22 protein-coding genes are annotated in these 26,118 nt (G+C 57.0%); 17 read left to right on the forward strand and 5 right to left on the reverse strand.

The window, feature by feature from the left end:
* Positions 1 to 17 precede the first annotated feature (17 nt).
* The 9 genes from lgt (at position 18) to QWI16_RS02410 (ending at position 7,631) form a co-directional block, all read left to right on the forward strand.
* Complete coding sequence (gene lgt, locus QWI16_RS02370; RefSeq protein ID WP_302711122.1) at positions 18 to 839, forward strand: prolipoprotein diacylglyceryl transferase; 822 nt, start codon at positions 18 to 20, stop codon at positions 837 to 839.
* Positions 839 to 1,678, forward strand: a complete 840-nt coding sequence (locus tag QWI16_RS02375; RefSeq protein ID WP_302711123.1) for a thymidylate synthase — start codon at positions 839 to 841, stop codon at positions 1,676 to 1,678. Before lgt ends, QWI16_RS02375 begins: the two co-directional genes overlap by 1 nt.
* Positions 1,679 to 1,686: 8 nt before the next feature.
* Positions 1,687 to 2,211: a dihydrofolate reductase gene (locus QWI16_RS02380; protein WP_302711124.1), complete on the forward strand. Its 525-nt coding sequence runs from the start codon at positions 1,687 to 1,689 to the stop codon at positions 2,209 to 2,211.
* A gap of 275 nt (positions 2,212 to 2,486) precedes the next feature.
* A complete protein-coding gene (locus tag QWI16_RS02385; protein WP_302711125.1) occupies positions 2,487 to 3,269 on the forward strand; it encodes a DUF3450 domain-containing protein in 783 nt (260 codons plus the stop codon).
* Complete coding sequence (locus QWI16_RS02390) at positions 3,266 to 4,642, forward strand: MotA/TolQ/ExbB proton channel family protein (protein WP_302711126.1); 1,377 nt, start codon at positions 3,266 to 3,268, stop codon at positions 4,640 to 4,642. Before QWI16_RS02385 ends, QWI16_RS02390 begins: the two co-directional genes overlap by 4 nt.
* A gap of 10 nt (positions 4,643 to 4,652) precedes the next feature.
* A complete protein-coding gene (locus QWI16_RS02395) occupies positions 4,653 to 5,180 on the forward strand; it encodes a MotA/TolQ/ExbB proton channel family protein (RefSeq protein ID WP_302711127.1) in 528 nt (175 codons plus the stop codon).
* Between the two features lie 39 nt (positions 5,181 to 5,219).
* On the forward strand, positions 5,220 to 5,624 hold the full coding sequence (locus QWI16_RS02400; RefSeq protein ID WP_302711128.1) for an ExbD/TolR family protein: 405 nt from the start codon (positions 5,220 to 5,222) through the stop codon (positions 5,622 to 5,624).
* Between the two features lie 6 nt (positions 5,625 to 5,630).
* On the forward strand, positions 5,631 to 6,251 hold the full coding sequence (locus QWI16_RS02405) for an energy transducer TonB (RefSeq protein ID WP_302711129.1): 621 nt from the start codon (positions 5,631 to 5,633) through the stop codon (positions 6,249 to 6,251).
* A gap of 12 nt (positions 6,252 to 6,263) precedes the next feature.
* Entirely contained in the window at positions 6,264 to 7,631 is a 1,368-nt protein-coding gene (locus QWI16_RS02410; protein ID WP_302711130.1) for a tetratricopeptide repeat protein, read from the forward strand.
* 106 nt (positions 7,632 to 7,737) lie between these two features.
* Here the strand turns inward: QWI16_RS02410 and ilvD are convergent, their stop codons facing one another.
* From ilvD to argE, 3 genes are all read right to left on the reverse strand, one after another.
* The gene (gene ilvD, locus QWI16_RS02415; RefSeq protein ID WP_302711131.1) at positions 7,738 to 9,579 is read right to left on the reverse strand and encodes a dihydroxy-acid dehydratase; all 1,842 of its coding nucleotides are present in this window, start codon (positions 9,577 to 9,579) and stop codon (positions 7,738 to 7,740) included.
* Between the two features lie 125 nt (positions 9,580 to 9,704).
* Positions 9,705 to 11,024, reverse strand: a complete 1,320-nt coding sequence (gene argA / locus QWI16_RS02420) for an amino-acid N-acetyltransferase (protein ID WP_302711132.1) — start codon at positions 11,022 to 11,024, stop codon at positions 9,705 to 9,707.
* Positions 11,021 to 12,190 carry an acetylornithine deacetylase gene (argE, locus tag QWI16_RS02425; protein WP_302711133.1) on the reverse strand — a complete coding sequence of 390 codons (1,170 nt, stop codon included), beginning with the start codon at positions 12,188 to 12,190 and terminating at the stop codon, positions 11,021 to 11,023. The genes argA and argE overlap by 4 nt, the downstream gene beginning before the upstream one ends.
* 153 nt (positions 12,191 to 12,343) lie before the next feature.
* Between argE and QWI16_RS02430 the strand changes: the two genes are divergently transcribed.
* The gene (locus QWI16_RS02430) at positions 12,344 to 13,120 is read left to right on the forward strand and encodes a hypothetical protein (RefSeq protein ID WP_302711134.1); all 777 of its coding nucleotides are present in this window, start codon (positions 12,344 to 12,346) and stop codon (positions 13,118 to 13,120) included.
* 32 nt (positions 13,121 to 13,152) lie between these two features.
* Here QWI16_RS02430 and QWI16_RS02435 read toward each other — a convergent pair whose 3' ends face one another.
* Together QWI16_RS02435 and QWI16_RS02440 are read right to left on the reverse strand one after the other, a co-directional pair.
* Positions 13,153 to 14,427, reverse strand: a complete 1,275-nt coding sequence (locus QWI16_RS02435) for an inorganic phosphate transporter (RefSeq protein ID WP_302711135.1) — start codon at positions 14,425 to 14,427, stop codon at positions 13,153 to 13,155.
* Positions 14,428 to 14,479: 52 nt separating this feature from the next.
* Entirely contained in the window at positions 14,480 to 15,160 is a 681-nt protein-coding gene (locus tag QWI16_RS02440) for a TIGR00153 family protein (protein ID WP_302711136.1), read from the reverse strand.
* 138 nt (positions 15,161 to 15,298) lie between these two features.
* Here QWI16_RS02440 and tfpB point away from each other — a divergent pair, with 138 nt between their 5' ends.
* From tfpB to msbA, 7 genes are all read left to right on the forward strand, one after another.
* Positions 15,299 to 17,077, forward strand: a complete 1,779-nt coding sequence (gene tfpB, locus QWI16_RS02445) for a type IV pilus assembly ATPase TfpB (RefSeq protein WP_302711137.1) — start codon at positions 15,299 to 15,301, stop codon at positions 17,075 to 17,077.
* Between the two features lie 16 nt (positions 17,078 to 17,093).
* The gene (gene glnE, locus QWI16_RS02450; protein WP_302711138.1) at positions 17,094 to 20,039 is read left to right on the forward strand and encodes a bifunctional [glutamate--ammonia ligase]-adenylyl-L-tyrosine phosphorylase/[glutamate--ammonia-ligase] adenylyltransferase; all 2,946 of its coding nucleotides are present in this window, start codon (positions 17,094 to 17,096) and stop codon (positions 20,037 to 20,039) included.
* Between the two features lie 66 nt (positions 20,040 to 20,105).
* The gene (locus tag QWI16_RS02455; RefSeq protein ID WP_302711139.1) at positions 20,106 to 21,035 is read left to right on the forward strand and encodes a branched-chain amino acid transaminase; all 930 of its coding nucleotides are present in this window, start codon (positions 20,106 to 20,108) and stop codon (positions 21,033 to 21,035) included.
* A 3-nt stretch (positions 21,036 to 21,038) separates the two neighbouring features.
* The gene (gene waaF / locus QWI16_RS02460; protein WP_302711140.1) at positions 21,039 to 22,064 is read left to right on the forward strand and encodes a lipopolysaccharide heptosyltransferase II; all 1,026 of its coding nucleotides are present in this window, start codon (positions 21,039 to 21,041) and stop codon (positions 22,062 to 22,064) included.
* 207 nt (positions 22,065 to 22,271) lie between these two features.
* Positions 22,272 to 23,543 (forward strand): O-antigen ligase family protein, encoded by a 1,272-nt coding sequence (locus QWI16_RS02465; protein ID WP_302711141.1) that lies wholly within the window; start codon positions 22,272 to 22,274, stop codon positions 23,541 to 23,543.
* Complete coding sequence (locus tag QWI16_RS02470) at positions 23,533 to 24,315, forward strand: glycosyltransferase family 2 protein (RefSeq protein WP_302711142.1); 783 nt, start codon at positions 23,533 to 23,535, stop codon at positions 24,313 to 24,315. Before QWI16_RS02465 ends, QWI16_RS02470 begins: the two co-directional genes overlap by 11 nt.
* A 22-nt stretch (positions 24,316 to 24,337) precedes the next feature.
* A complete protein-coding gene (gene msbA, locus QWI16_RS02475) occupies positions 24,338 to 26,110 on the forward strand; it encodes a lipid A export permease/ATP-binding protein MsbA (RefSeq protein WP_302711144.1) in 1,773 nt (590 codons plus the stop codon).
* Positions 26,111 to 26,118 lie beyond the last annotated feature (8 nt).

A 26,118-nucleotide genomic window follows, 5' to 3' on the forward strand; every position in this document is an offset into this window, starting at 1 on the left:
CTGGCGCCCCACTCGTTATGATTACCCACCCGAACATAGACCCTGTCGCCCTGTCCATTGGTCCGCTGGATATTCACTGGTACGGTATTACGTATCTTTTTGCCTTCGCCTCAGCCTGGCTGGTGGCGATGCACCGGGCGAAGCAGCCGGGATCTCCGGTCAGCCGTGCTCAGGTGGAAAACCTGATTACCTATGGCGCTTTCGGTGTGGTGCTCGGTGGCCGTTTTGGCTACGTGGTTTTTTACAATTTTGATACCTGGATGCGCGACCCGCTCTGGCTCTTTCGCCTTTGGGAGGGCGGCATGTCTTTCCATGGGGGGTTGGTCGGTGTGCTGCTGGCCATGCTGTTTTACGCGCATCGCATACGTTTACCCTATTTGACCCTCACCGACTTTGTTGCGCCCATGGTTCCACTGGGGCTGGCGTTTGGCCGACTGGGCAATTTTATTGGTCAGGAGCTCTGGGGTCGGCCGACGGACCTGCCCTGGGCGATGGTGTTTCCCAAGGACCCCGAGCTGCTGCCCCGCCATCCATCGCAGTTGTACCAGTTTGCTCTTGAGGGTGTGGCCCTTTTTGTCATTCTCTTTTTGTTTTCCCGCAAGCCCCGGCCGGTGGGCGCTGTGAGCGGTGTGTTTTTAATTGGTTACGCTTGTTTTCGCATTCTTGCCGAGTTCGCACGTGAGCCGGACCAGCATATTCAGTTTGATCTGTTCGGTTGGGTCACGCGCGGCCAGCTGTTGAGTTTACCCATGCTTGCACTGGGTGTGGGGCTCTTGGCCTATGCCTACGCCACGCGCTCTCTGGCCAAGCCAGCGCCAATCGCGGAGCCGAAAAAATAATGAGACAGTATCTCGACCTGATGCGCGATGTGTTGGAAAACGGCAGTGATCGGGGTGATCGCACGGGTACGGGCACCCGCTCGGTATTCGGTCGTCAGCTGCGTTTTGATTTGCAGGCGGGCTTTCCTCTGGTTACCACCAAAACCGTACACCTCAAGAGCGTTATCGTCGAGCTGCTGTGGTTCTTACAGGGGCGCACAGATGTGCAGTGGTTACAGGAACGCGGTTGTCGGATCTGGAACGAGTGGGCGACCGAGGACGGTGAGCTAGGGCCGGTATACGGGAAACAGTGGCGCAGCTGGGCTTGTCCCGATGGATCAACGATCGATCAAATATCCCAGGTCATAGAGCAGATCAAGACCAAGCCAAACTCACGTCGTCTGATTGTCAGCGCCTGGAATCCGGCCGATTTACCCGACGAATCTGTAAGCCCGCAGAAAAATGTCGCTGCTGGGCGTATGGCACTGGCGGCTTGTCATACCCTCTTTCAGTTTTATGTGGTCGATGGCAAGCTTTCCTGCCAGCTCTACCAGCGCAGCGCCGATTTGTTTCTGGGGGTGCCGTTCAATATCGCCAGTTACGCTCTGCTGACACACATGATCGCCCAGCAGTGTGATCTCGACGTTGGTGATTTCGTCCATACCTTTGGCGATTGCCACCTCTATCATGATCATCTGACGGACGACATCGTCTATGCGCAGTTGGCGCGCGAGCCCCGCCCTCTGCCGCAGTTGTGCATTGCCCGGCGGCCAGAGTCCATCTTCGATTACCAGCTCGAAGACTTTACGTTTGACGGCTATGACCCACACCCGCGCATTACCGCGCCTATTTCGGTATGACATTATCCATGACGCAACCCGCTGACGTGAAAGTGGCGTTGATAGTCGGTTGCGGCTACGACAACGCCATTGGTAAGGGCAATGCGATGCCCTGGCACTTGCCTGCCGATTTACAATACTTTAAGTGCACCACGCTGGGTAAGCCCATTATCATGGGCCGCAAAACCTATGAGTCGATTGGCCGCCCCCTGCCGGGCAGGCTCAATCTTGTGGTGAGCCGGAGCGGTGACTGGCAGGCGCCCGAGGGCGTTATCCAGGCGTCGAGCCTGGAGCAGGCCATTGACATCGCCCGTGAGCAGCGGCCGGACGAGGTGATGATTGCCGGCGGTGAGCAGATCTATCGCGCCGCCCTGGGGCTGGCGGACAAAATCTATAAAACTGAAATTGATGTGGCAGTAGAGGGGGCTGATGCCTTTTTTCCCGAGCTGCCCGAAAGCGAATGGCGGGAAATATCCCGGCAGCAAGGTGATGCGGAGGCTCCACTGTCTCACCGGTTTTTGATACTGGAGCGTGTTACTGACGCCAAATCTTAATAATGATTTTGTATAAGATTGGCGGATTTAGCTACCTTGTGTGGGTTAATATTTGATCTTGTGTTACCGGCTAACTGTGATGGTGCGGCAAAGTGTTACCTTCATGATACCGAAATACACAGGCACAATGGCTTTTGGATAAAGCATTGAATGTGGAGGAACCCTCTTATTACAATGCTGCGTTCTTAGCTGCCTCGAAAGAGGCTCAGTGGATATGCGTCTGTGGCAGCTGTCTGTCGCACAAACCTGATTGAAGCACCCGAGTTGGGGGAAATATGAAAAAGCAGCGAATGAAAGCCGTGGCTCTGACCACTGTGCTTTCTGCCGGCGCGCTCATGGGAAGCGCTGCCATGGCAGATCAAACCCTGGACCAGATTCTCCAGGTAAGCCAGGCCAAAACTACCTTGGCTCAGGATTCTCAGCAGCGGATTGATCGTCTGGCTCAGGAAACTGAAGACCTTCTGGCCCAGTTCAAGCAGGTCAATAAGCAAATTGAAGACATGCGTCTGTACAACAGCCAACTGGAAAAGCAAATTGCCAACCAGCTGGCGGTGATCAAAGATCTCGACGAATCCATTGAAAACGTAACGGTTATCGAGCGTCGCATTCAGCCGCTGGTACTGCGTATGCTGGATGCGCTGGAGCAGTTTGTGGAGCTGGACAAGCCTTTCAAGCTGGAAGAGCGTCTGGACCGTATCGCTATGCTGCGTAACAACCAGGAGCGTGCCGATATCTCTGTAGCGGAGAAGTTCCGTCAGGTTCTTGAAGCCTACAAAATCGAGAGTGAGTACGGCCGCTTTATCGAAGCCTATCGCGACACTCTGAACATCGGCGGTCAGGATCGTGAAGTGAACATTCTGCGCATTGGTCGTGTTTCTCTGATGTATCAAACGACTGACACTGAGCAGTCGGGTGCCTGGGATCCGGAGCAGGCGGCATGGGTCGAGCTCGACGATTCCTATCGCAACCATATCCTCAAAGGCCTGCGCATCGCGCGCAACCAGGCCTCTAAAGACATTATGTTCGTACCTGTCCAAGCACCGGAGGCAGCGCAATGAAAATGAAGTTTGCTAAAAGCTGCCTGGTAGCAGTGGCTGCCGGCCTGATGACCACCAATATTGCCATGGCGCAAGACGACAAGGCCGCCAGCCTTGACGAGCTGCTGAACATGGTTAAAGAGTCACGCATCCAAGAAACTGCCGAGCACAAAAAGCGCGAGCAGCAATTCATGCGTGAAAAAAACAATCAGTCTTCTCTGCTGAAGCAGGCTCAGGACACTCTGGCCTCTGAAGAGCGCCGCTCTGAGCGTCTGGAGCAGACTCACGCTGACCAGGAACTGGAAGTTGAAGCCAAGCGCAAGCAGTTCAACGAGCGTCTCGGTTCTCTGCGTGAACTTTTCGGTCACCTGACCTCTACCGCTGGCGACCTGCGCGCCACCCTGAGCACTTCCTTGATCTCTGCTCAGTACCCGAATCGCGGTGAGTTCCTGACCGGTTTGATCGACAAGATGAACAGCAACACCCGTCTGCCTTCTATCGAAGAAATCGAGCGCCTGTGGTACGAGCAGCAGCGCCAGATGGTTGAGAGCGGTAAAGTGGTGAAGTTCAACGGTACCGTGATCAAGCCCAACGGCGACAAAGTGGACCAGGAAGTGGTTCGTATCGGTTCCTATAACCTGGTTTCCGACGGCAAGTACCTGAACTACATCCCCGATGGCTACAAGATGGAAGAGCTGACTCGTCAGCCCGACGCCTTCCTGAGCTCTGCAGAAGAGCTGCAAGGCGCCTCTGGTGGTCTTGTGGGTATCGGTCTTGACCCCACTGGCCCTACTGGCGGCACTCTGCTGAGCGCGCTGATCGACAGCCCCACCTGGGAAGAGCGCTGGCACCAAGGTGGTGGTGTAGGTTACGCCATTACTGTGGTTGGTATCATCGGTCTGATCATTGGCCTGTGGCGCATCATTTACCTGACTATGGTCAACGCCAAGGTGAACAGCCAGCTGAAGTCTGAAAAGGCCAACACCAACAACCCTCTGGGTCGCGTGCTGAAAGTGGCTGAAGACAACCCGAACGTCGATGGTGAAACTCTGGAGCTCAAGCTTGAAGAGGCCGTGCTGAAAGAGCGTCCCGCCATTGAAAGTGGCTTGGCGATCCTGAAGATTATTGCCGCTGTCGCGCCGCTGATGGGTCTGTTGGGTACCGTGGTCGGTATGATTCTGACCTTCCAGGCGATTACCATCTTTGGTGCGGGTGACCCGAAAAATATGGCGAGCGGTATCTCCTCAGCCTTGATTACCACCGTACTGGGTCTGGTTGTGGCTATCCCAACCGTGTTGCTGCACACCATTGTTAATGGTCGTGCCAAGCGCGTTATCCACATCCTCGAAGAACAGGCGGCGGGCATTATTGCCGAGAACGCCGAGCGTAAGTAGGAGATAGAGCATGCTGGCATTAATGGAAGCAATCGCAGCCATTAAAGCCTTTTTGGATCAGGGCGGTACCGTACTTGTATGGATTGCCGTCCTAACCTTTGTCATGTGGACCCTGATTTTCGAGCGGGTGTGGTATTTCAAAGGCGGTCTGAAAGGCGATGTACAAGAGGCCTTGGACGCCTGGGAGTCGCGCGCTGAGCGCAAGTCCTGGAATGCACACCAAGTTCGTCACGCACTGATTTCCCGGGTTGAGCAGAAGGTCAACACCAATATGGACATGATCGCCACTATGGTGAGCTTGTGTCCGCTGCTCGGCCTGCTGGGTACCGTTACCGGTATGATTGAAGTGTTTAACGTGCTGGCGATGACAGGCGGTGGTGATGCCAAGCAAATGGCTGGCGGTGTCTCCAAAGCGACAATCCCGACAATGGCGGGCATGGTTGCGGCACTGTCTGGTGTATTTGCGAATACGTATCTGACCCGTACGGCCAGTCGCGAGAATCAGTTGTTTGCCGACCACTTGACGATGGATCACTAAGGCTGGCACGACGTACCAACCAGTAATAAGAGAATTGCCATGAGCAGTAGAAACGAATCTGAAGACGATCAGACCGGGGCAATCGACCTGACTCCCATGCTCGATGTGGTATTCATCATGTTGATCTTCTTCATTGTGACTGCCACGTTCATTAAAGAGACCGGGGTAGAAGTGACTCGGCCGGAAGCAACCACTGCTGACGAAAAGAAAAACGCCAGTATTTTGATTGCAATCACCGATAACGATGAAATCTGGATCGACAAGAATCAGGTGGATCCCCGTGGGGTGCGGGCGCAGATAGAGCGTCTGCTTGCTGAAAATCCAAACGGCACTGTTGTTATTCAGGCGGATGCGGAAGCTAACGTAAAACTGTTAGCTGAAGTGGCCGATACCGCTCGTCAATTGAGTGTGAGTAACGTTGCTGTTTCAACAGTTAAGAATTAGGCCGCTATGAAACTTGCAAGAGTACTAATTGCTGTCGTGTTGGCGGTGGCTACCACCTTCGGTCTTCTGTTGCTGATGCAGACGTTGATTAACTCCGACCTGGAAGCCGATCAGCAGGAAGAAATCGTCCGTATTGACGATATTCACATGCCAGAAATGGAGATCGAGACCCGCTACGAGACAGCCAAGCCGGATAAACCTGAAACCCCGGATGTGCCACCGCCGGATATTCCGGAGCCGGATTTTGAAGCGCCGGATGTCAACCCCGAAGGTCTGAACATGCAGGCGCCAAGCCTGGGTAGTGATATTCAGATCAGCACCTCGGGTATCGGCGGCGACGGCGAATATCTGCCTATCGTTAAGGTCGCCCCGCAGTATCCGCGTCGTGCCGCTCAGCGTGGTATCGAGGGCTTTGTAACGGTTGAGTTCACAGTAACCATCAATGGTTCGACCAAAGATGTTGAAGTGATTGAGGCTATTACCAAAGACGGTGATCCGACCACCATGTTTAACAGTGCAGCCATACGTGCGGCTGAGAAGTTTAAGTACAAGCCCCGTGTCGTTGATGGCACGCCCATTGAAGTGCCGGGCGTTCGCAACCGCTTTGTATTTGAACTGGCGCAATAAAAGGTGATGAGCATGAAGAAGTTAACATCGACCGTTTCAGCCACCTTGCATAAAGCCGTCACTGTTGCCTTGTTTGCGGTAGTGCCTATGCTGTCTCTGGATGTTCTGGCGCTGGACGTTAAGCCGTCCAGTGCTAAGCCTCTGCAGCCGGCAGCGCAAAAACCGGATCCGCGCCGCTTGCCAGGCCTGTCACAGAGCTTTATCAAGGATTTTCAGGAAGTCTCTGAAACACTTGAGCCTACCGAAGAGGCCCTGGCTGAAGGTGCCAAGCCCAACCCCCAGCGCGCTAAGCAACTGGCGGACGAGCTTTCCAAAGACATGGAAGAGCTGAACCCTTACGAGAAGGTCATGCTCTACCAACTGTACGGGCAGATTTACTTTGAAGAAGAAAACATTCCCAAAACGATTGAAACGTTTGAGAATATTCTGAAGCAAAGTCCCAATTTGCCTGTGGGTATGGAAGCCCAGTACACCTATATTCTGGCGCAGCTTTATGCGCAAGAAGAGCAAGAGAAGAAAGCGGTTCAGTTTCTGGAGCGCTGGGCGAAGATGACGACGCTGATTTCATCTAACCAGTATTCTCAGATTGCTCAGGTGTATTACGGTGCCGACGATAACGAGAAAGCGCTGGCCAATATGCTCGAAGCCATTCGCTTGAATGAAGCGGAAGGCAAAATCCCTAAAGAGGATTGGCTGGGTTTCTTGCGCGCGCTCTACTTCTTTAAAGAAGATTACAACTCGACGCTCAGTGTGGTTCAGGCGCTCGTACGTCACTACCCCAAAATGAACTACTGGGGTCAGATGGCGAGTCTTTACTACGAGCTGGGCCGCCTGGAGGACTACTACCGTACTCTGGACTCCATGTACGTTATGGGTGGTCTGAAGAAGGAAAACGAGCTCAAGAGTTTGGCAGGTCACTTTATCGAAAACGAGGCGCCTTACAAGGCGGCCAAGGTTTTGGATAAAGGTGTGAACGAGGACAAAATCGTCAAGCCCACGGCTCAGAACCTTGAATTGTTGGCCAACTCGTGGCGTTTGGCGCAAGAGACCGACAAGGCCTTGGTTGAGATGAAGCGCGCTGCTGCCAAGTCTGAAGACGGTGATCTCTACTTTAACCTCGCGCGCTTGTTGTTCGCTCGTGACGAATATGATGCAGCGGTCACCGCTGCCAGCAATGCGCTGCAAAAAGGCGGCTTGAGCCGTCCGGATTCAGTGCACCTGACCATCGGTCAGGCAGAGCTGGCGCGTGGCAATTTCGATGAGGCGATAGACGCCTTTAAGAAAGCCTCGCGGGACAAACGCAGCCAGAAATTTGCCTCGCAGTGGATCAGCTACACCGAGAATGAGAAGAAGCGGCAGGACGCCCTGAAAGACGGCTAATCTGACCTTTTTCGAAACTCACAAAAAAACCGGCAAATGCCGGTTTTTTTGTGAGTGCTTGCTTATGGAGCGCGGCCAAGTCGTATGAGCTTGGCCACTTGGCGGTTTAATCCAGCTGGCTTAAGTCTCTGACTGCGCCTTTGTCTGCACTGGTGGCGAGCTTGGCGTAAGCCTTAAGCGACGCGCTGACCCGGCGCGGCCGGACTTCGACGGGTTTCCATGGGTTTTCTCTGGCCTGCATTTTCTCGCGCCGCTCTTGCAGTTCTTTGTTGCTCAATTGCACATTGATGGAGCGATTGGGGATGTCGATGCGGATGATATCGCCGGTCTCTACCAGGGCAATAGCACCGCCAGCGGCGGCTTCGGGAGAGGCGTGGCCGATGGATAATCCTGAGGTGCCGCCGGAGAAGCGGCCGTCGGTTAACAGGGCGCAGGCCTTCCCCAGGCCCTTAGATTTAAGGTAGCTAGTGGGGTAGAGCATCTCTTGCATACCCGGGCCGCCTCGCGGTCCTTCATAGCGAATGATGACCACGTCGCCGGCCTTTACCTTGCCCTCAAGAATATTCTTTACGGCCGATTCCTGGCTCTCGACGACATGGGCCGGCCCTTCAAACACGAGTATTGAATCGTCCACACCCGCGGTCTTTACGACGCAGCCATCTTCGGCGATGTTGCCGTAGAGCACCGCGAGTCCGCCTTCGGTGGAAAAGGCGTGGTCGATATGGCGAATACAGCCGGTTTCACGATCGCCATCAAGGCTGGGCCAGCGCGCCGCCTGACTAAAGGCCACCTGCGTTGGAACGCCGCCGGGACCGGCCTTAAAGAACTCGACCACTTCAGGGCTGGGCTCGCGCATGATGTCCCAGGTATCGAGTGCTTCTTTCATGGTGTCGCTGTGCACCGTGGGCACCGAGGTATCGAGAACGCCAGCGCGATCCAGCTCGCCGAGAATGCCCATAATGCCGCCCGCGCGATGGACATCTTCAATGTGGTACTTCTGAGTATTGGGCGCTACTTTACACAGTTGCGGGACCTCGCGTGATATGCGGTCGATGTCGGCCATACCGAAGTCCAGCTCTGCCTCTTGGGCCGCTGCGAGCAAGTGCAAAATAGTGTTGGTAGAGCCGCCCATGGCGATATCCAACGCCATGGCGTTACCGAAAGCTTTTTTGCTGCCAATGGCCCGTGGCAGCAGGTGCTCTTCTTCGCCTTCGTAGTAGCGTTTGGCCAACTCGACAATACGGTGGCCCGCTTGCTTAAACAATTTTTCACGGTCGGCGTGGGTCGCCACAATGGTGCCGTTGCCCGGCAGAGACAAGCCCAGGGCCTCGGTCAGGCAGTTCATCGAGTTGGCCGTGAACATGCCTGAACAGCTGCCACAGGTCGGGCAGGCGCTGCGCTCCACCTCGGTAAGTGTTTCATCGTCGACACTGTCGTCTGCGGCCATCACCATGGCATCAATCAGATCGAGGCCGTGATCGAGCAACTTGGTTTTGCCGGCTTCCATGGGGCCGCCGGAGACAAAAATAGCCGGGATATTCAGGCGCATAGCCGCCATCAACATTCCGGGGGTGATTTTGTCGCAATTGGAAATGCACACCAGCGCATCGGCGCAGTGGGCGTTGACCATGTACTCCACCGAGTCGGCAATAATATCGCGCGAGGGCAGCGAGTAGAGCATGCCATCGTGGCCCATGGCGATGCCGTCGTCCACCGCAATGGTATTAAATTCTTTGGCGACGCCTCCGGCCTTTTCGACTTCACGGGCGACCAATTGGCCCATGTCTTTTAGGTGGACATGGCCGGGTACAAACTGAGTAAAAGAGTTGGCGATGGCGATGATAGGCTTTTGAAAATCGTCGTCTTTCATGCCCGTAGCGCGCCACAGGGCGCGGGCGCCGGCCATGTTGCGACCGGCGGTAGTGGTTCTGGAACGATAGGTTGGCATAGTATCCCCGATTGCGCGGTTAAAGGCCCGGGACGCCGCCAGAGCCCAACGTTTAACCGTTAAGAATAACAGATTTCAGGGCGCATTAGGATCTCAAAGGCGGCAAGCTTGCGCCTTTGGTGGTGTCAGCGAATGTCCTTGAGGAACACCTTGGAGCCGCGCTTGTAGTTGTACATGGACTGGCGCTCGAGCGGCAAATCATCAATTTTGCCCGGCAAAAAACCGTGTTCGAGAAACCAGTGGGCAGTTTGAGTGGTCAGTACAAACAGCTTGCTGGTGCCGCCCTTGCGCGCCCGCTGCTCCAGCTGCTCCAGTAGCTGACTGGCGCGTCCACCTTTGCGGTACTCTGGATGAGTGGCAACGCAGGCGAGCTCTGCCACCTCGCCAAAAGGGTAGAGTGCGGCGCAAGCGATCACCGTGCCGTCTTTTTCCATAACATGAAATTTGTCAATTTCAGTTTCCAGCAGCTCCCGGGAGCGGCGCACAAGAATGCCTTGCTCTTCCAGCGGAGAGATCAACTCGAGGATGCCGCCGACGTCTTCAATGGTGGCGACGCGCAGTTGCTCGTACTGGCCCGAGTAGACCATGGTGCCCTGGCCGTCGCGGGTGAACAGCTCTCCGAGCAGAGCACCATCGGTGGTGTAATTGATCAGTTGTGCCCGCTGCACGCCCTGCAAACAGCTCAGGTAGGCGCTCTCCAGAGCCAGGTGCACCAGCTCACCGAGCGACTCCCCCCGCTCGGCGAAGTACTCCTTGCACTGGGCCAACGTAAGCTGGCGGATTAACTGTTCGTCTGTGTCATAGGCACCGTCGCTGTCGCAAAAGGCGAGCAGCTTGTCCGCTTTTAAAGCGCTGGCCACCTGGGTGGCGACATCCGCATAGGTCAGGTTGAAAACTTCGCCAGTGGCGGAATAGCCAAGCGGTGACAGCAAGGCGATGGCCCCCGCATCTAGCGAGCGGGTCAGTTGCTGGACGTTAATCCGCCGGACCTTTCCTGTGTGCTGCAAATCGACCCCGTCCAGTACACCGTGGGGCATGGCCGAGACAAAGTTGCCGCTCAGCACCTCGATACGCGAACCGTGCATGGGTGAGTTGGGTAGCCCGGTCGATAGCGCCGCTTCCATAATGATGCGCGCCTCGCCTATGGCTTGCAGCACACTACTCAAGCTGTCCGAGTCGGTAATGCGCAGGCGTTGGTGAAACAGCGATGGCCTGCCGTCGTTTATCAGCCGCTGATCGATTTGCGGTCTTGCACCATGCACCAGCACCAACCTTACTCCGAGGCTGGCGAGCAGAGCCAGGTCGTGAATAATATTGCTGAAGTTGCTATGGCCCAGCGCTTCACCCGGCAGCATCACCACAAAGGTCTTACCCCGGTGCGCGTTGATGTAGGGCGAGGAGTGGCGAAACCACTTTACGTAGTCTTTTTGATTGCTCTCAGTCATGCGATTCTGGTCTCTGCCATGCACAAGGTTTCTATCAGTCCTCGCAGGCTTTTTGCGGCCGGTGCCAGTTGGCCTATTTCAATAAATTCGTTGCTCTGATGGGCCTGATCAATCGAACCCGGCCCCATGACCACGGTCTGCATTCCCAGCTCCCGATAAAAGGGCGCCTCGGTAGCAAAGGCCACGCTGGCAGGTTGCTGGCCGGTCAGCCGCTCACAAGCCTTAATCAGCGGTGAGTCAAGATCCTGATAAAACGGGTCTACCCCCTCGAAGAGCGTTGAGAAGACAATATCAACTTTACGCCGCTGCGCCAAAGGGGTGAGGCGGCGACTGATCTGCTCGCGCAGCTCGTCATTGTGCATGCCCGGTGTCGAGCGCAGGTCAAAGTGCAGCTCGCACTCGCCACAAATTCGGTTGGCCCCGTCGCCCCCGTGAATACAGCCGAGGTTCAGAGTGGGCAGGGCAACGGCAAACCCCGGGTTGTGATAGCGCTGCTGCAACTCGGTACGATAGTCCAACAGCTCGGCCATGACCTCGTGCATGGCCTCCAGCGCGCTATTACCCAGAGCCGGGTTGGAGGAATGTCCGGCGGAGCCAATAACCCGGATTGATTCCATGAGTATGCCTTTGTGCATATGAATCGGCGTCATGCCGGTGGGCTCTCCGACCACGGCGTAGCGCGCCTTGAGTCCACCGCTTGCGACCAGGTGCCGGGCGCCACTCATGCTGCTCTCTTCGTCGGCCGTAGCTAGCACCATCACGGGCTGGGTCAGCTTGCTCAGGTCGATTTCACGCAGCGCCTCGAGCACGACAGGGAAAAACCCTTTCATATCGGTTGCGCCCAGGCCGTAGAGTTTGTCGTCTCTCTCGCTCAGCGTAAAAGGATCGCTTTGCCAGCGTCCCTCATCAAAGGGCACTGTGTCGCTGTGCCCGGCGAACACCAGCCCGCCGTCGCCCTGGCCCGCTGTAGCCAGCAGATTGAACTTGCCGGGGTGCTCCGGAACCGGCATGACCTCTACCTCAAACCCGTAGTCAGCCAGCCAGTTAGCCAAAAGCTCAATCACCCGCTGGTTTGACATATCCCAGCGCGGCACGGCGCAGCTTACTGAGGGCTCGGCCACCAGTTGGCGTAAAAAATCGGTGTAGCGATTGAGGTTAAAAGGCATAACACCCTCTCCGGTAAACAGCCCGACAGTGTAATACAGCGCCGAAAATTCACAAATGGCTGGTGAAGGGCGAAAAGCGGATTTTGATACTAAGCTTGTCACTTTGGCAGGTCACTCTAGCGGTTGGTTTTCACACATTCATTTGGAGGATATATGCGTCATTATCGTGGGCGTTTTTGGATGCTGGGGGTTTTGGGGCTTTGGTTTTGCGCGCTCAATGCCGGTGCTGTGGATGTGCTCGAGTCGACGCCCGTGGGTAGCTGGCAGCAACGTGAAGAGTCCACCATCGATCACAAGGGGCGCGAGGCCGTGGCTTTGGTCCGCAGCTCCATGATTGCTAAGGAAGAGCGCAATGGCCAGCCACACTACTGGATCGAGGTGGAGTCGCAGAATTACAAGGTCAAGAATGGAAAGCGCAAAAAGGATGGTGACATCACCATCGTCAAGGTGTTGGTATCCCAGGCGGCACTAACGGGCGACCCGGGCGACATTATGAGTAATTTGCGGGGCATCGGTGACGAAATCATCCTGCAAAGTGGTGATCAGCAGCCCATGCGTATCACCGGTGGCGGTGCCATGGCCGATGCCATGCTCCAGGCTATGGGCACTCAAATGGATTACGACTATCGCACCGCGGGTGAAAAGGATGTCTCAGTGCCCGCCGGCACGTTTACCTGCACGGTGCACGAGGGCAGTGGTTACACGGAAATGAAAGTGATGTTCAAAACCATCAGGGTCGAGAGTGAAACGCAGATGTGCCTGTCCGGCTCAGTGCCTTTTGCGCTGGTTTCCAGTGAGTCGGAAAGTGTGACAAATGGCGATAAATCAAAAACCACGGTAAAGCTGTTGGAGTTTGGGGCCAGCGGGGCGGTATCGAAGATTACTCAGGCGCCTGCGGATGCGCCAAGCCTGCCGAGTTTTCTCAACTGACACTGGGGAGGGCAGTCGCCCTCCCCAGTCGATCAGCCAAAGATGCCCTTGAAGAAGAAAAAGAACAAAATGGCCAGGCCGGCACCCGCCGGCAGAGTCACGATCCAGGACATAAAAATCGAGCCCACAACACCCAGGTTAAGGGCGCCAATGCCGCGTGCCAGGCCGACGCCGAGCACTGCGCCGACCAGTGTATGAGTGGTGGAGATGGGCAGACCTGTGCCTGAGGCCAGCACCACCGTGGCTGCGGCAGCCAGCTCAGCAGCAAAGCCGCGGCTGGGGGTCAGCTCGGTGATCTTTTTGCCGATGGTGGCCATCACCTTAAAACCGTAGGTGGCAAGCCCAATCACGATACCTACACCGCCGATCAGCAGGACCCAGCTCGGCATCACAGACTGGCTGGCGACGCCGCCGGTTTTGACCACGTTAATGACGGCCGCCATAGGGCCGACGGCGTTGGCGACATCGTTGGAGCCGTGGGCAAAGGCCATGGCACAGGCGGTGAAGACCATGAGCACTGCAAACATTTTTTCGACGTTGGCAAAGCGGTTTCCAGAGGCGGGTGTTGCCTCGGGCTTAACCCGGCGCAGCAGGTAAATGCCAAATGCGCAGACAATCCCGCCGATAACAGCGGCGATCAGGGTGCTCTCGATAAAGCTTAGGGAGAAGCCGACGTCCTTGAACACATGCTTGAGGCCCTTGAGCAGGGTGACCATGGCGATCAGAAAGCCGACGGCGAACATGTAAAAGGGAATATAGCGTTTGGCCTGGGTAAAAGGGTCTTCGGCGTTGAGGATCAGCCGCTGCACGGAGCGGAAGATAAAAAAGGCGATGGTGCCGGCGAGCATGGGCGAGACGACCCAACTGGCCACAATAGACAGGACCTTGCCCCAGGCAACCGCCTCCACGGAGATGCCGACAGCGGCAAAGCCGACGATCGCGCCGACGATCGAGTGGGTGGTGGACACCGGCCACCCGAGGATGCTGGCCACCAGCAGCCAGGTGCCTGCGGCCAGCAACGCCGAGAGCATCCCGTACACCAGCAGATCGGGGGAGCCCGCCATAATGGCCGGGTCGACAATGCCCTTGCGAATTGTCGAGGTGACGGCGCCGCCGGCTAGGTAGGCCCCCAAAAACTCGAAAATCATGGCGATAACGATCGCCTGCTTGATAGTCAGCGCCTTCGAGCCGACGGAAGTGCCCATGGCGTTGGCGACGTCGTTAGCGCCGACCCCCCACGCCATAAAAAGGCCAAACACACAGGCGAGTATCAGCAGAATCTGGCCGTATTCGGCAATAACGGTCATGAAAATTTCCCCGGTTATCTATCGTTCGTTGAGTGTTGTCGTTGTTATCCGCTCAGCGGGCTAAAAGCAGTTGCAATCGGCTGCCCACTGCCTGAGCGCGGTCAGCCAGATCGCCAATCCAGTCGATAATCTGGTACAGGAACATCACCTCCACCGCCGGTAGTTCTGACTCGAGCTTAAACAGCGCGGCCCGGATCTCAACCTGGAGTTTGTCGTTGGTGCGCTCGTACTGGTCGAGCTTTTCAATCATGTTCTCCACCAGAGTCAACTCGCGGCCAGAAAAGCCTGCTTCCAGCAGCTCGTCCAACTCGTTAATGGCGATCAGGGCTTGCTCGGCGGTTTGCTGAGCGGAGGTGACGAACTCGGTAAAGCTCACCTGTAGGCTTGCTGGCAGCACCATTTTGCGGCCGAGCATAATGCCGGAGATGTCCTGCGCCTTATTGGCGATGCGGTCCTGGGTGCTGAGCAGTTCGAGAAGGTCGGTGCGGGGAACGGGTAGAAAAAGGCTCTTGGGCAAATGCAGGCGCAGCTGTTTTTTCAGCTCATCGGCCCGGCGCTCAAGTTTGGAAATCTCCGCCTGGGTCGCCTCGGCGCGGGGCCAATCGCCGGCGATGACCGCCTCGATAAAATCCGGAAGCTTGCCGGAAGCCTCGACCACAGTCGCCATGTGTTCCTGCATGGGCTTGATGGGCGAGCGCCCAAACATATTGGAAAACGGGTTGCTGAAGACCATAATGATTGTCCTTTGCTCAGAATCAGCGCGCAGTATAAGAATATTGGGCAGTCAGGTCACCCTGAATGCTGGGCCCGTGACGGATCTGCCGCCGGCAGGCTACAATCGGCCCAAGTGAGTCACCCAAGGGAGTAAACCATGCCCCAGCCGCCGGCTGCAGAAAAAGTGCTGGATCTGCGATCTGTCATTGATGACCTGGTGAATGATGGCCGCATGAGTCAGGCGGACGCCAATATACTGCTTGGAGCCAACCGCACTCGCTCGCAGACGGCGATGCACCCCTTGGCGTATGTCGCCAGCCAGGGCATTGACGATCAGGCCCGCCCGGGCAAGCTGCTCGACGGCGAAGCGCTCACCCAGTGGATGGCCCAGCGGGCCGGATTGCCGGTCTTTCATATCGATCCACTCAAAATTGATGTCTCCAAGGTCACCTCGGTGGTGTCTTACGCTTTTGCCAAACGCCACAGTATTCTCTGTGTCGGTGTTACCCCCGACGAGGTGCTGATCGCCTGCGCCCAGCCGTTTCTCACTGGCTGGGAGCCCCAGGTCGAGCACGTTGCCCGGCGCAAGGTGACGCGGGTGTTTGCCAACCCGGCCGATGTCGCCCGCTACCAGATTGAGTTCTATACCCTGGCGCGTTCGGTCTCCGGGGCCAGCGGCGGCCCCGGGGCATCGGCCGTGACCAACTTCGAGCAGCTTGTGGATTTGAAATCCCTGGGCGATGCCGATGCCGACGACAAGCACGTGGTTAATATTGTCGACTGGTTGTTACAGTACGCTTACGATCAGCGCGCCAGCGACATTCATATTGAGCCGCGGCGTGAAGTCGGGCGGGTTCGCTTTCGCATCGACGGGGTTCTGCACGACGTCTATGAGTTCCCCGCCACTGTGGCCATGGCCGTCGTCAGCCGCTTCAAAGTGTTGGGGCGCATGAATATTGCCGAGAAGCGCAAGCCTCAGGATGGGCGCATCAAGACCCGCCGCGCCGATGACAGCGAGGTGGAGCTGCGGCTGTCGACCCTGCCCACCGCCTTTGGTGAGAAGCTGGTGATGCGGATCTTTGACCCCGAGGTCTTGTTGCGCAGCTTTCACGATTTGGGCCTGGTGGGCGACGACTACAATCGCTGGGACGGCATGCTCAACCGGCCCAACGGGATAGTTCTGGTGACAGGCCCAACGGGCTCGGGTAAAACCACCACGCTCTATTCATCGCTGCGCAAAGTCGCGACCAGCGAGGTCAATGTCAGCACCATTGAAGACCCGATTGAGATGGTGGAGGAGCGCTTTAACCAGACACAGGTGCACCACAAAATTGAACTGGATTTCGCCGCCGGTATTCGCACCCTGATGCGTCAGGACCCGGATATCATAATGGTTGGCGAAATGCGCGACCTGGAAACCGCGCAGATGGCCGTGCAGGCGGCGCTGACCGGCCATCTGGTATTGTCCACGCTGCACACCAACGATGCCCCTGCCACCGTCGCCCGGCTGCTGGATCTGGGAATTCCCTCCTACCTTATCAACGCCACCTTGCTCGGTATCATGGCGCAGCGTTTGGTGCGTACTCTCTGCCCGCATTGCAAGGAAGCCGGCAGTATCAAGCGAGAAGACTGGGATGCGCTGGTGGCTCCCTGGAAGGTGAACCTGCCCGATCAGGTGTACCGCCCCGTCGGTTGCCTGGAGTGTCGCAACACCGGGTATCTGGGGCGGCAGGGCATCTTTGAGATCCTGCTGCTGTCGGACACCATAAAAGAATTGATTACTGACGGCTGCAATCTGCAGACCTTGCGTAAGCAGGCCATGCGCGAGGGGATGAGAACCCTCCGACTGTCCGGCGCCCAGAAAATAGCAGCCGGCTTGACGACCATGGAAGAAGTTCTGAGAGTGGCCCCGCCTCCCGAGCGCAGCGATCGTTAATGATGTTGGAGACCCTATGACCCAAGCGCAAGAAATTCCCGGCGCTTTGCGAGCCATCGCGGAGCAGCACCGCGAAGCGTTGATCCAGGCCTGGCAACAAGCGAAGCTTGAGGAGTTTTCGCAGTTGCTAGCCAAGGCCCCGGCGGCGCCCGACTGGGAGCTTTTCAACGCTCAGCTCACCAAGGTACTGGCCTGTAGCGAGTTTGTGGCAAAAACCTGCCGAATCAATCCCCAGCATTTGGCCGAGCTTTTGCGCCGCGGGCGTTTGTTTGCCGCCCAGTGTGACGATGACCTCTCCCGGCTGGCAGAGTCCTTGGCTGCGTGCTCCGATGAGACCGAGCTCGAGCAGCTCGTCAGGCGCGAGCGCAATCGCGCTATGGTGCGTATCATCTGGCGCGATCTCAATCGGCTGGGGAGCATGCTTGAGATTACCGCCGAATTGTCGGCTTTTGCCGATACCGTGATACAGGCGTGCCTCAATTGGCATTACCGGGCACTGGTTGCGCGCTACGGCGAGCCGGTAGGCCGTCAGAGCGGGCAACCTCAGCCTATGGTGGTGCTGGGTATGGGCAAGCTCGGTGCGCGCGAGCTCAATGTCTCCTCGGATATCGATCTGATATTCGCCTACCCAGAAGCCGGCGAAACCAACGGCAAGAAAAGCCTGACCAATCAGGAGTTCTTTGTCCGTTTGGGGCAAAAGTTGATCCGCAGCCTGGACGCGCAAACCGCCGACGGTTTCGTCTTCCGGGTGGATATGCGCCTGCGGCCCCACGGGCAAAGTGGCGCGCTGGTGCAGAATTTCGACGCAATGGAGAGCTACTATCAGTCTCAGGGGCGCGATTGGGAGCGCTACGCCATGATCAAGGCGCGCCCCGTCGCCTGGGTGGCCGGTGGTGAAGCGGCCTGTGACGAGTTGATGCAAATGCTGGCGCCTTTTACCTATCGCCAGTACGTGGATTTCAGCGTGATCGAATCGCTGCGGGATATGAAAGGTTTGATCCAGCGCCAGGTGCAGCGCAAGGGCATGGATCTGGACGTCAAGTTGGGCGAAGGCGGTATCCGCGAGGTGGAGTTCGTGGTGCAGCTGTTTCAGTTGATTCGTGGCGGGCGCGAGACGGCGCTGCGCGAGCGTCAGGTCTGCAAACTACTGCCCATGCTGGAGCGAGAAAAATACCTGCCGCCGGGCAGTGGCGAGGCGCTGCTCAGCGCCTATGAGTTTCTGCGCAATACCGAACACGCCATACAGGGCTACCAGGACCGTCAGACGCAGTCCCTGCCGACGGATTCGACCGGCCAGCTGCGTCTCGCCTGGGCCATGGGTTTTGAGAGCTGGCAGGCTTTTTTCGATGTGCTCAGCGAGCACCGCCAGCGGGTCAACAGCGAATTTCAGCAGGTGATTGCCGACCCGGATAGCGACTCTGCGGTAGACGATGCCGAGCTCAACGATTGGCTGGGGTTGTGGGATCACACGCTGGCAGGTGAGGAGGCGCTGGCGTTTTTGGCGGAACACGGCTGTGAGCCGGGCGAGGCGATTGTTGAGGCGCTCGCCAGCTTGCAGCAATCGCGGCAGGTGCTGGCGATGCAGGCATCCAGCCGCACGCGCCTGGATGCCTTTGTGCCGCGGCTGTTGGCGAGTCTTGCCAGCGAGCCGGATATTGACGCCGCCGAAACGCTGCAGCGCATCCTGCCTTTTGTCGAGGCGGTTGCACGGCGCAGCGCCTACCTGGTGATGTTGGTGGAGAATCCCACAGCGCTGCGCCAGCTGGTGCACCTGAGTGCGGCCAGCCCCTGGATTGCCCACCAGCTCGCTCAGCATCCGATTCTGCTGGATGAGCTGCTGACCCCCGAAAGCCTCTACGCGCCACCGGATAAAGACGCGCTGCGCGATGAGCTGCGCCGCGAGCTCCTGCGCTTGGGCTGGGATGATCTCGAAGGCCACATGGAGTCTCTGCGCTACTTTCGCAGTGCCCACGCCCTGCGGGTGGCCGCCAGTGAGGTGACCGGTGCCCTGGCTTTGATGAAGGTCAGTGATTATCTCACCTATATCGCCGAGGTTGTTCTCGAGCACGTGCTGGTGCTCGCCTGGGAGCAGATGGTGGCGCGCCACGGCCATCCCCGCGCCGAGAGCGGCGCTGAGGAACGCGAGCCGAACCTGGTGATTGTGGGTTACGGTAAGCTCGGCGGTATCGAGCTGGGTCACGGCTCCGATCTGGATCTGGTGTTTATTCACGATACCTATGCCGGCGGCTCGACCAGCGGCGAAAAGTCGGTGGATAACCTGACCTTTTATACCCGGCTTGGGCAACGGATCATCCATATTCTCAACACTCAGACGGTCTCCGGACTGCTCTATGAGGTGGATATGCGCCTGCGCCCTTCGGGCAATTCCGGCATGCTGGTCAGCTCTCTCGGCGCCTTTGAAAAGTACCAGTTTGGTGAAGCCTGGACTTGGGAGCACCAAGCGCTGGTCAGAGCCAGACCTGTAGCGGGGAGCGAAGCCTTGGCGGCGCGCTTTGATCAGGTGCGTGAGCGTGTGCTGGGCCAGAGCCGGGAGGCGGCGACACTGCGCCGCGAGGTCATTGAAATGCGCGAAAAAATGCGCAGTCACCTCGGTAGCGGTACAGATACGGGTAAATTTCAGCTCAAGCAGGATGCCGGAGGTATCGTCGATATTGAATTTATGGTTCAATACGCCGTTTTGGCGTGGGCCCACAAAGCACCCTCGCTCACCCGGTACACGGACAATATCCGCATTCTCGAAACTCTGGAGCGGGAGGCCTTATTGCCTGCCGAGACGGTTTCGCAACTGATTGACGCCTACAAGGCCTATCGGTCCACCGGACACCGCCTAGCGTTACAGCGCCAGGAGGCGGTACTGCAAGGTGATGATGTGTTTAGCGCTGAGCGCAGACAGGTAACTGACATCTGGCAAGAGCTGATGCTCGCGCCGGATAGCCAATGACCCGCGCTGCCGTCGACCCTTGGACCACTATCCCTGTATTGAACTGAGACTTTTTAGGAGTTGGCTATGTCATTTGCCGATCGCGACGGCGTAATCTGGCTGGATGGCGAACTGGTGCCCTGGCGTGACGCTCGCGTACACGTTCTGACCCACACCCTGCACTACGGCATGGGGGTGTTTGAGGGGGTTCGGGCCTACGAAACCGCTGAAGATGGCACCTGCATTTTTCGTTTGCAGGAGCACACCGATCGCCTGTTCCGCTCGGCGCACATCATGCGTATGAAGCTGCCCTACGATAAGGCCGCCCTCAACGAGGCGCAAAAGTGTGTGGTGCGGGAAAATAACTTGCACGAGAGCTACCTGCGTCCCATGGCTTTTTACGGCTCTGAGGGAATGGGTTTGCGCGCCGACAACCTGCGGGTGCACGTGATGGTGGCTGCCTGGAACTGGCCGTCCTACATGTCGCCGGAAGCCCGTGACATGGGCATCAAAGTGCGGACCTCCAGCTACACTCGTCACCACGTGAACATTTCCATGTGCAAGGCCAAGGCGAACGGGCACTACATCAACTCCCTGCTGGCTCTGCAAGAAGCCCTCGACAGCGGGTGTGAAGAGGCGCTGCTGCTGGACAACGAAGGCTATGTGGCCGAAGGCAGTGGCGAGAACGTGTTTGTGGTGCGCGATGGCGTGATCTACACCCCCGAGCTCACTTCTTGTCTGGACGGCATCACCCGCAACACGATTTTTGCGCTGGCCAGTGAGTGTGGCTATCCCGTGCGTGAAAAGCGCATTACCCGCGATGAAGTTTATGTGGCGGACGAGGTGTTCTTTACCGGTACCGCTGCGGAGGTTTTGCCTATTCGCGAGCTCGACGGCCGAATGATCGGCGAGGGCAAGCGCGGCCCGATCACCACCGAGCTGCAGGGGTTGTATTTTGACGCGGTCAAGGGGCGCCTGCCCCAGCACAAAGGATGGTTAGCGCCGATCAAAGGTTAACGCGTGTCCACTGAGCGCATTCTGGTCATCGGCCCGTCCTGGGTCGGCGATATGGTGATGGCGCAGTCGCTGTTTGCCACGCTGCAGCAGCGGTTTGTGCCCGAGGCGCTGGATGTGCTCGCCCCTGCCTGGAGCCGGCCGCTGACCGAGCGCATGCGGGAGGTCGGCGGCAGCATCGATATGCCGGTGGGTCACGGCAGCGTTATGCTTGGTGAGCGGTGGCGCTTGGCCCGCCAGCTTGCCAAGCGCGGTTACACACGCGCTTACGTCCTTCCCAATTCGCTCAAATCGGCGCTGATTCCGGCTTTCGCCGGTATCGACAGACGTGTCGGATGGCGCGGTGAAATGCGCTATGGCCTGCTCAATGACCTGCGTCGGTTGGAGCCTGCTCGCTACCCCTTGATGGTGGAGCGCTTTGTTGCCTTGGCCTATGAGCCCGGAGTGGCTCTGCCCGAGCATTTACCGCGGCCCTCGCTTGTGGCCGACACCGATCGCTACCCCGATTTACTGCAAACCTATGGGTTGGAGCGGCAGCGGCCAATACTGGCGCTGTGCCCCGGCGCCGAGTTCGGTCCGTCCAAGCGTTGGCCCAGCCGTCATTATTCCCGCGTGGCGGAGGCCAAGCTCGCCGAGGGCTGGCAGGTATGGGTGTTTGGCTCCGGCAAAGACGCTGCAGTCGCCCAGCGCATTTATGCGCAGCTCCCCCAGTCGCGCTCTCGCTGTCACTTGCTGGCGGGAAAAACGTCTCTGGCCGACGCCATAGATCTCTTGTCCATGGCATCGGCGGTGGTCAGCAACGATTCCGGCCTCATGCACATTGCCGCAGCGCTGAACCGGCCTCTGGTGGCAGTCTATGGCTCTACCAGTGCGGCCTTCACTCCGCCTCTGGGCTCGGCGGTGGAGACGCTCTCCTTGGCGCTTAGCTGTCAGCCCTGTTTTGCCCGGGAGTGTCCATTAGGGCATAAGCAGTGTCTGGAGGAGCTTGCGCCAGAGCAGGTGCTGGCTGCCCTGGCGCGCCTTGGCGTGTGAGCTGAGGTATGCGTACAAGTTTTCACAGTTTGCGCTTTGGCTTTGCTACCTATGGCGTAGCAAGTGTGATTCAATACGGGCCTTTAAGACCTTCAGTCGGTGCTGATCATTCAGGGCCGGTTCAGCCGCTTATCGTTCAAATGGTAATACGCTATTCTTGCCAAAGGTATTCACAGGCGCATGTTTCTGGAACCGGATTATAAATACATGCCAACGACCGGCATCAGTTTGCAGGGGCGACCTGTCAGGGCCTTTGTGGCCGGCTGTATCTTTCTGGCCTGCGCACTGTGTTTTGTGCTGCCCTCAGGTTATTCCTACGGTTCGGCATTGTTGTGTCTGTCGAGCGTCCCTCTGTTGCTCTGGTTTCGTCCCGCGCTGGGCTTAAGTCGCGCCGATGGGTGGATGATAGCGGCGCTCTTATTCTACTTTGCTGTGAATGCTCTGCTGAACGCCTATCACGGACTCTCTTCCCGATATTATGAAGAGCCCAGTCGTTTTTTATTGGGTGTGGCCATTTTACTGGCGGTGATGGGTTTCGCCCCAAGCGCACGCTATTGGTGGAGTGGGCTCGTGGTTGGTACGTCGCTCGGTGGCGTAGTGGCTCTCTGGCAAATTGTTGTCGAAGGGCAGGCGAGAGCCGGCGGATTTATGAATCCAATACAGTTCGGCAATTTGTCGCTGCTAATGGGCTGCCTGTGTTTGGCAGGTCTCGGCTGGGCGCGCCACCGGCGCTGCACTGTGCAGTGGACCCTGGCGCTGTGCATTGCCGCGGTGCTGGGTATTCTCGGCTCCATGCTCTCGGGCGCGCGCGGCGGCTGGCTGGCTCTGCCGATATTGCTGGCCATTTTGTACTTTAATTTCCGCCGGCACATGAGCCGGCGTTTGCTGGCCACAGGCCTGGCGAGCTTACTCTTATTACTGGCTGCGCTCTATGCGATTCCGCAAACGGGCATTCAGGAGCGACTCAACCGGGCGAGCACGGAGCTCGACGGCTATCTAGACCATGGCTCGGCGACCAGTTCAGTGGGGATTCGTCTGGTCATGTGGCGCTCGGTGTTGGATCTGTCTTCGGTGCGCCCTTGGGCAGGCTGGGGCGAGACCGCTTATGTTGAGCCGATGAAGGCACAGATTGAAGATGAGCGTGTACGTGCCATCGTGGGAAAGTACGATCATGTGCACAATGATACCCTCGACACTTTGATCAAGCGCGGAGCCTGGGGGTTGCTGGCGCTATTGGTTGTGTATCTAGTGCCGTTTGTCCTGTTCGCGCAGCAGCTGTATCGCGCCGACAGGCAGGCGTCGCAGTTGCGGGCCTTCGCGCTCTGCGGTGTGCTTCTGGTGGTCGGTGTGATGCTGTTTGGTCTGACTCAGGCTTTTTTTCGCCACAACAGTGGTGTCACCCTTTACGCCTTTTTCCTCGTGGTAATCTGGGGCTATATGCGCAGCGCTCATGGTCGGGATTCAGACGATGGGCGCTAATTCCGAGCCCGAGGATCAGGTACTGCTTTCGGCTGTACTCATTGTAAAAAATGAAAGCGATAAGTTGGCTGAGTGCCTGGAAAGCCTCTATTTTGCCGATGAAATACTGGTGCTGGACTCTGGCAGCACCGATGATACCTGCGATATCGCTCATCGCTACGGGGCGCGGGTTGCAGTGGAGCTCGAGTGGCAAGGCTTTGGCGTACAGCGCCAAAGGGCTCAGAGCCTGGCCCGGGGGCACTGGATCCTGTGTATCGATGCCGATGAGCGTGTGACGGTGCCGCTGCGGCAGTCCATAGTGCAGGCGATCAACGGTGACGATGCGGTGTATGAAGTCAACCGACTAAGCTGGTGCTTTGGCCGTTTTATGCGGCACACGGACATGTACCCTGACTGGATTCCCCGGCTCTATCCGCGCGCCAAGGCCGGCTTTGATGATACACGGGTACACGAGCGATTACAGAACCCGCAAAAACTACCGGTTCGCCGGCTCGACGGTGATCTGTTGCACTATGTTTATGACAGTGTGCGCCACCTTGTGAGTAAATCAGCGCTCTATTCCGAGCAGTGGGCCATCGCCCGAGCCGAGCAGGGGCGGAAAGGGTCGCTGCTCTCAGCCTGTCTGCACGGGCTGGCGTGCTTTGTCCGCATGTATGTCCTGCGTCGGGGTTTTCTCGATGGGGGACAGGGATTCTTGATTGCACTGGTTATGTCCCATGCAACCTTTGTAAAATACGCCGACCTATGGGTGCGCACCAGAACAGCGCCCTGACTCTGCAACTACAAAGGGCACTATGACTTCTTCCACCAGCTCGCCAAACACCGCCTCCGAAACCGCCTCGCTGACGGTCTACCTGCGCCTACTGGGCTATATCAAGCCGCACTGGCTGAGCTTTTTGATCAGTGTTTTGGGGTTTGTCGTCTATTCGGCATCGCAGCCGGCGATGGCTCAGTACATGGAGTACCTGCTGAATTTTATCGAGGCAGAGGAGCGCGGGCCGCTGTGGCAGCCATCGCTGATTATTATCGCCATTATTGCTGTGCGTGGCTTCGGCGGGTTTCTGGGTAATTTCTTCATCTCCAAAGTGTCATTTCGCATTGTCGACACGCTGCGGGTCACTCTATTCAATCACATGGTGTATTTACCGGGTGAGTTTTACGAGCGCAACGATTCGGGTAAGCTCATATCCATTATTAACTTCAATATTAATAATGTCACAACTGCTTCGACCGAAGCGCTCAAGACCATTATCCGGGAAGGCACCACCCTCATAGGGTTATTAGCTTATTTGTTTTACAAAGACTGGGTGCTGACTCTAATCATGATGACCGTCGCCCCCATTATTGCGGTATTGGTAGGGTATGTCGGGAAACGCTTAAGACGCTTGAGCTCGAAGGTGCAGCACAGCATGGGTGATATCACCCAGGTAACCTCAGAAATGGTCAGCGGCTATAGGGTAATGCGCAGTTTTGGTGGTGAAACCTATGAGAAAGAGCGCTTTGCTGCTGCCAGTTGGCGCAATTATTTGCAGAACGTTAAGGTTATATTTACCTCTGCGCTGAATACGCCGGTGATTCAGCTGTTAATAGCCCTGGCTATGGGGGCACTTTTGTGGGTGGCTCTAGGGCAAATGCAAATACAAGATGCCGGTGCTTTTGTGGCTTATTTTCTGGCTGTGGGAATGGTGCAAAAAACCATGCGCCAGCTCAGTGAAGTGGTACCCGTTATTCAAAAGGGTGTCGCCGCTGCCGACAGTATTTTCCAAGTTTTGGATGAAAAGACAGAAGAAGACAATGGCGATTATGTGCCTAATCGGGTATCAGGCAAGGTATCTGTGCGCGATTTGCATTTTACTTATCAAGGCAGTGACCGGGAAGCGCTCAAAGGCATTCAGCTCGACGTTCAGCCGGGACAGGTGGTGGCTTTGGTGGGGAAATCTGGCAGCGGCAAGTCGACCTTGATGAACTTGCTCACGCGCTTTTACTCTGGATTTGAGGGCAGTATCACTATCGACGGTACGGATATACGCGAGTTTACTTTGAAGAGCCTGAGAGCCCAGATAGCGCTGGTTACTCAGCAAGTGGTGCTGTTTAATGACACGGTTGCTGCCAATATCGCCTATGGCACACTGAATGACGCCGCCATGGACAAGGTCCGTCGAGCGGCAGATCTCGCCTACGCCTCCGAGTTTATTGATAAGCTCCCCCAAGGCTACGATACGTTTATTGGCGAAGGCGGCGCCAAGCTGTCCGGCGGTCAGCGTCAACGCTTGGCAATTGCCCGGGCTATTTTTAAAGACGCCCCCATTTTGATTCTCGACGAAGCGACGTCGGCTTTGGACAATGAGTCGGAGCGCTATATTCAGCAGGCGCTGGAAACGGTTTCTCGCGGTCGCACAACCTTTGTGGTGGCTCACCGTCTTTCTACTATTGAGAAAGCCGACGTTATTGTCGTGATGGAGGACGGCTGTATTGTCGAGCAGGGGAGCCACGCTCAACTCATGCAAGAGCAGGGGCATTACGCTCGCCTGCACAGTGCCACCCAGTCTGATTCGCTGACCCTCTAAGGTAGATT

Origin of the sequence: Gilvimarinus algae, assembly GCF_030518215.1 — a bacterium.
In the GTDB taxonomy this organism is placed as follows: domain Bacteria; phylum Pseudomonadota; class Gammaproteobacteria; order Pseudomonadales; family Cellvibrionaceae; genus Gilvimarinus; species Gilvimarinus algae.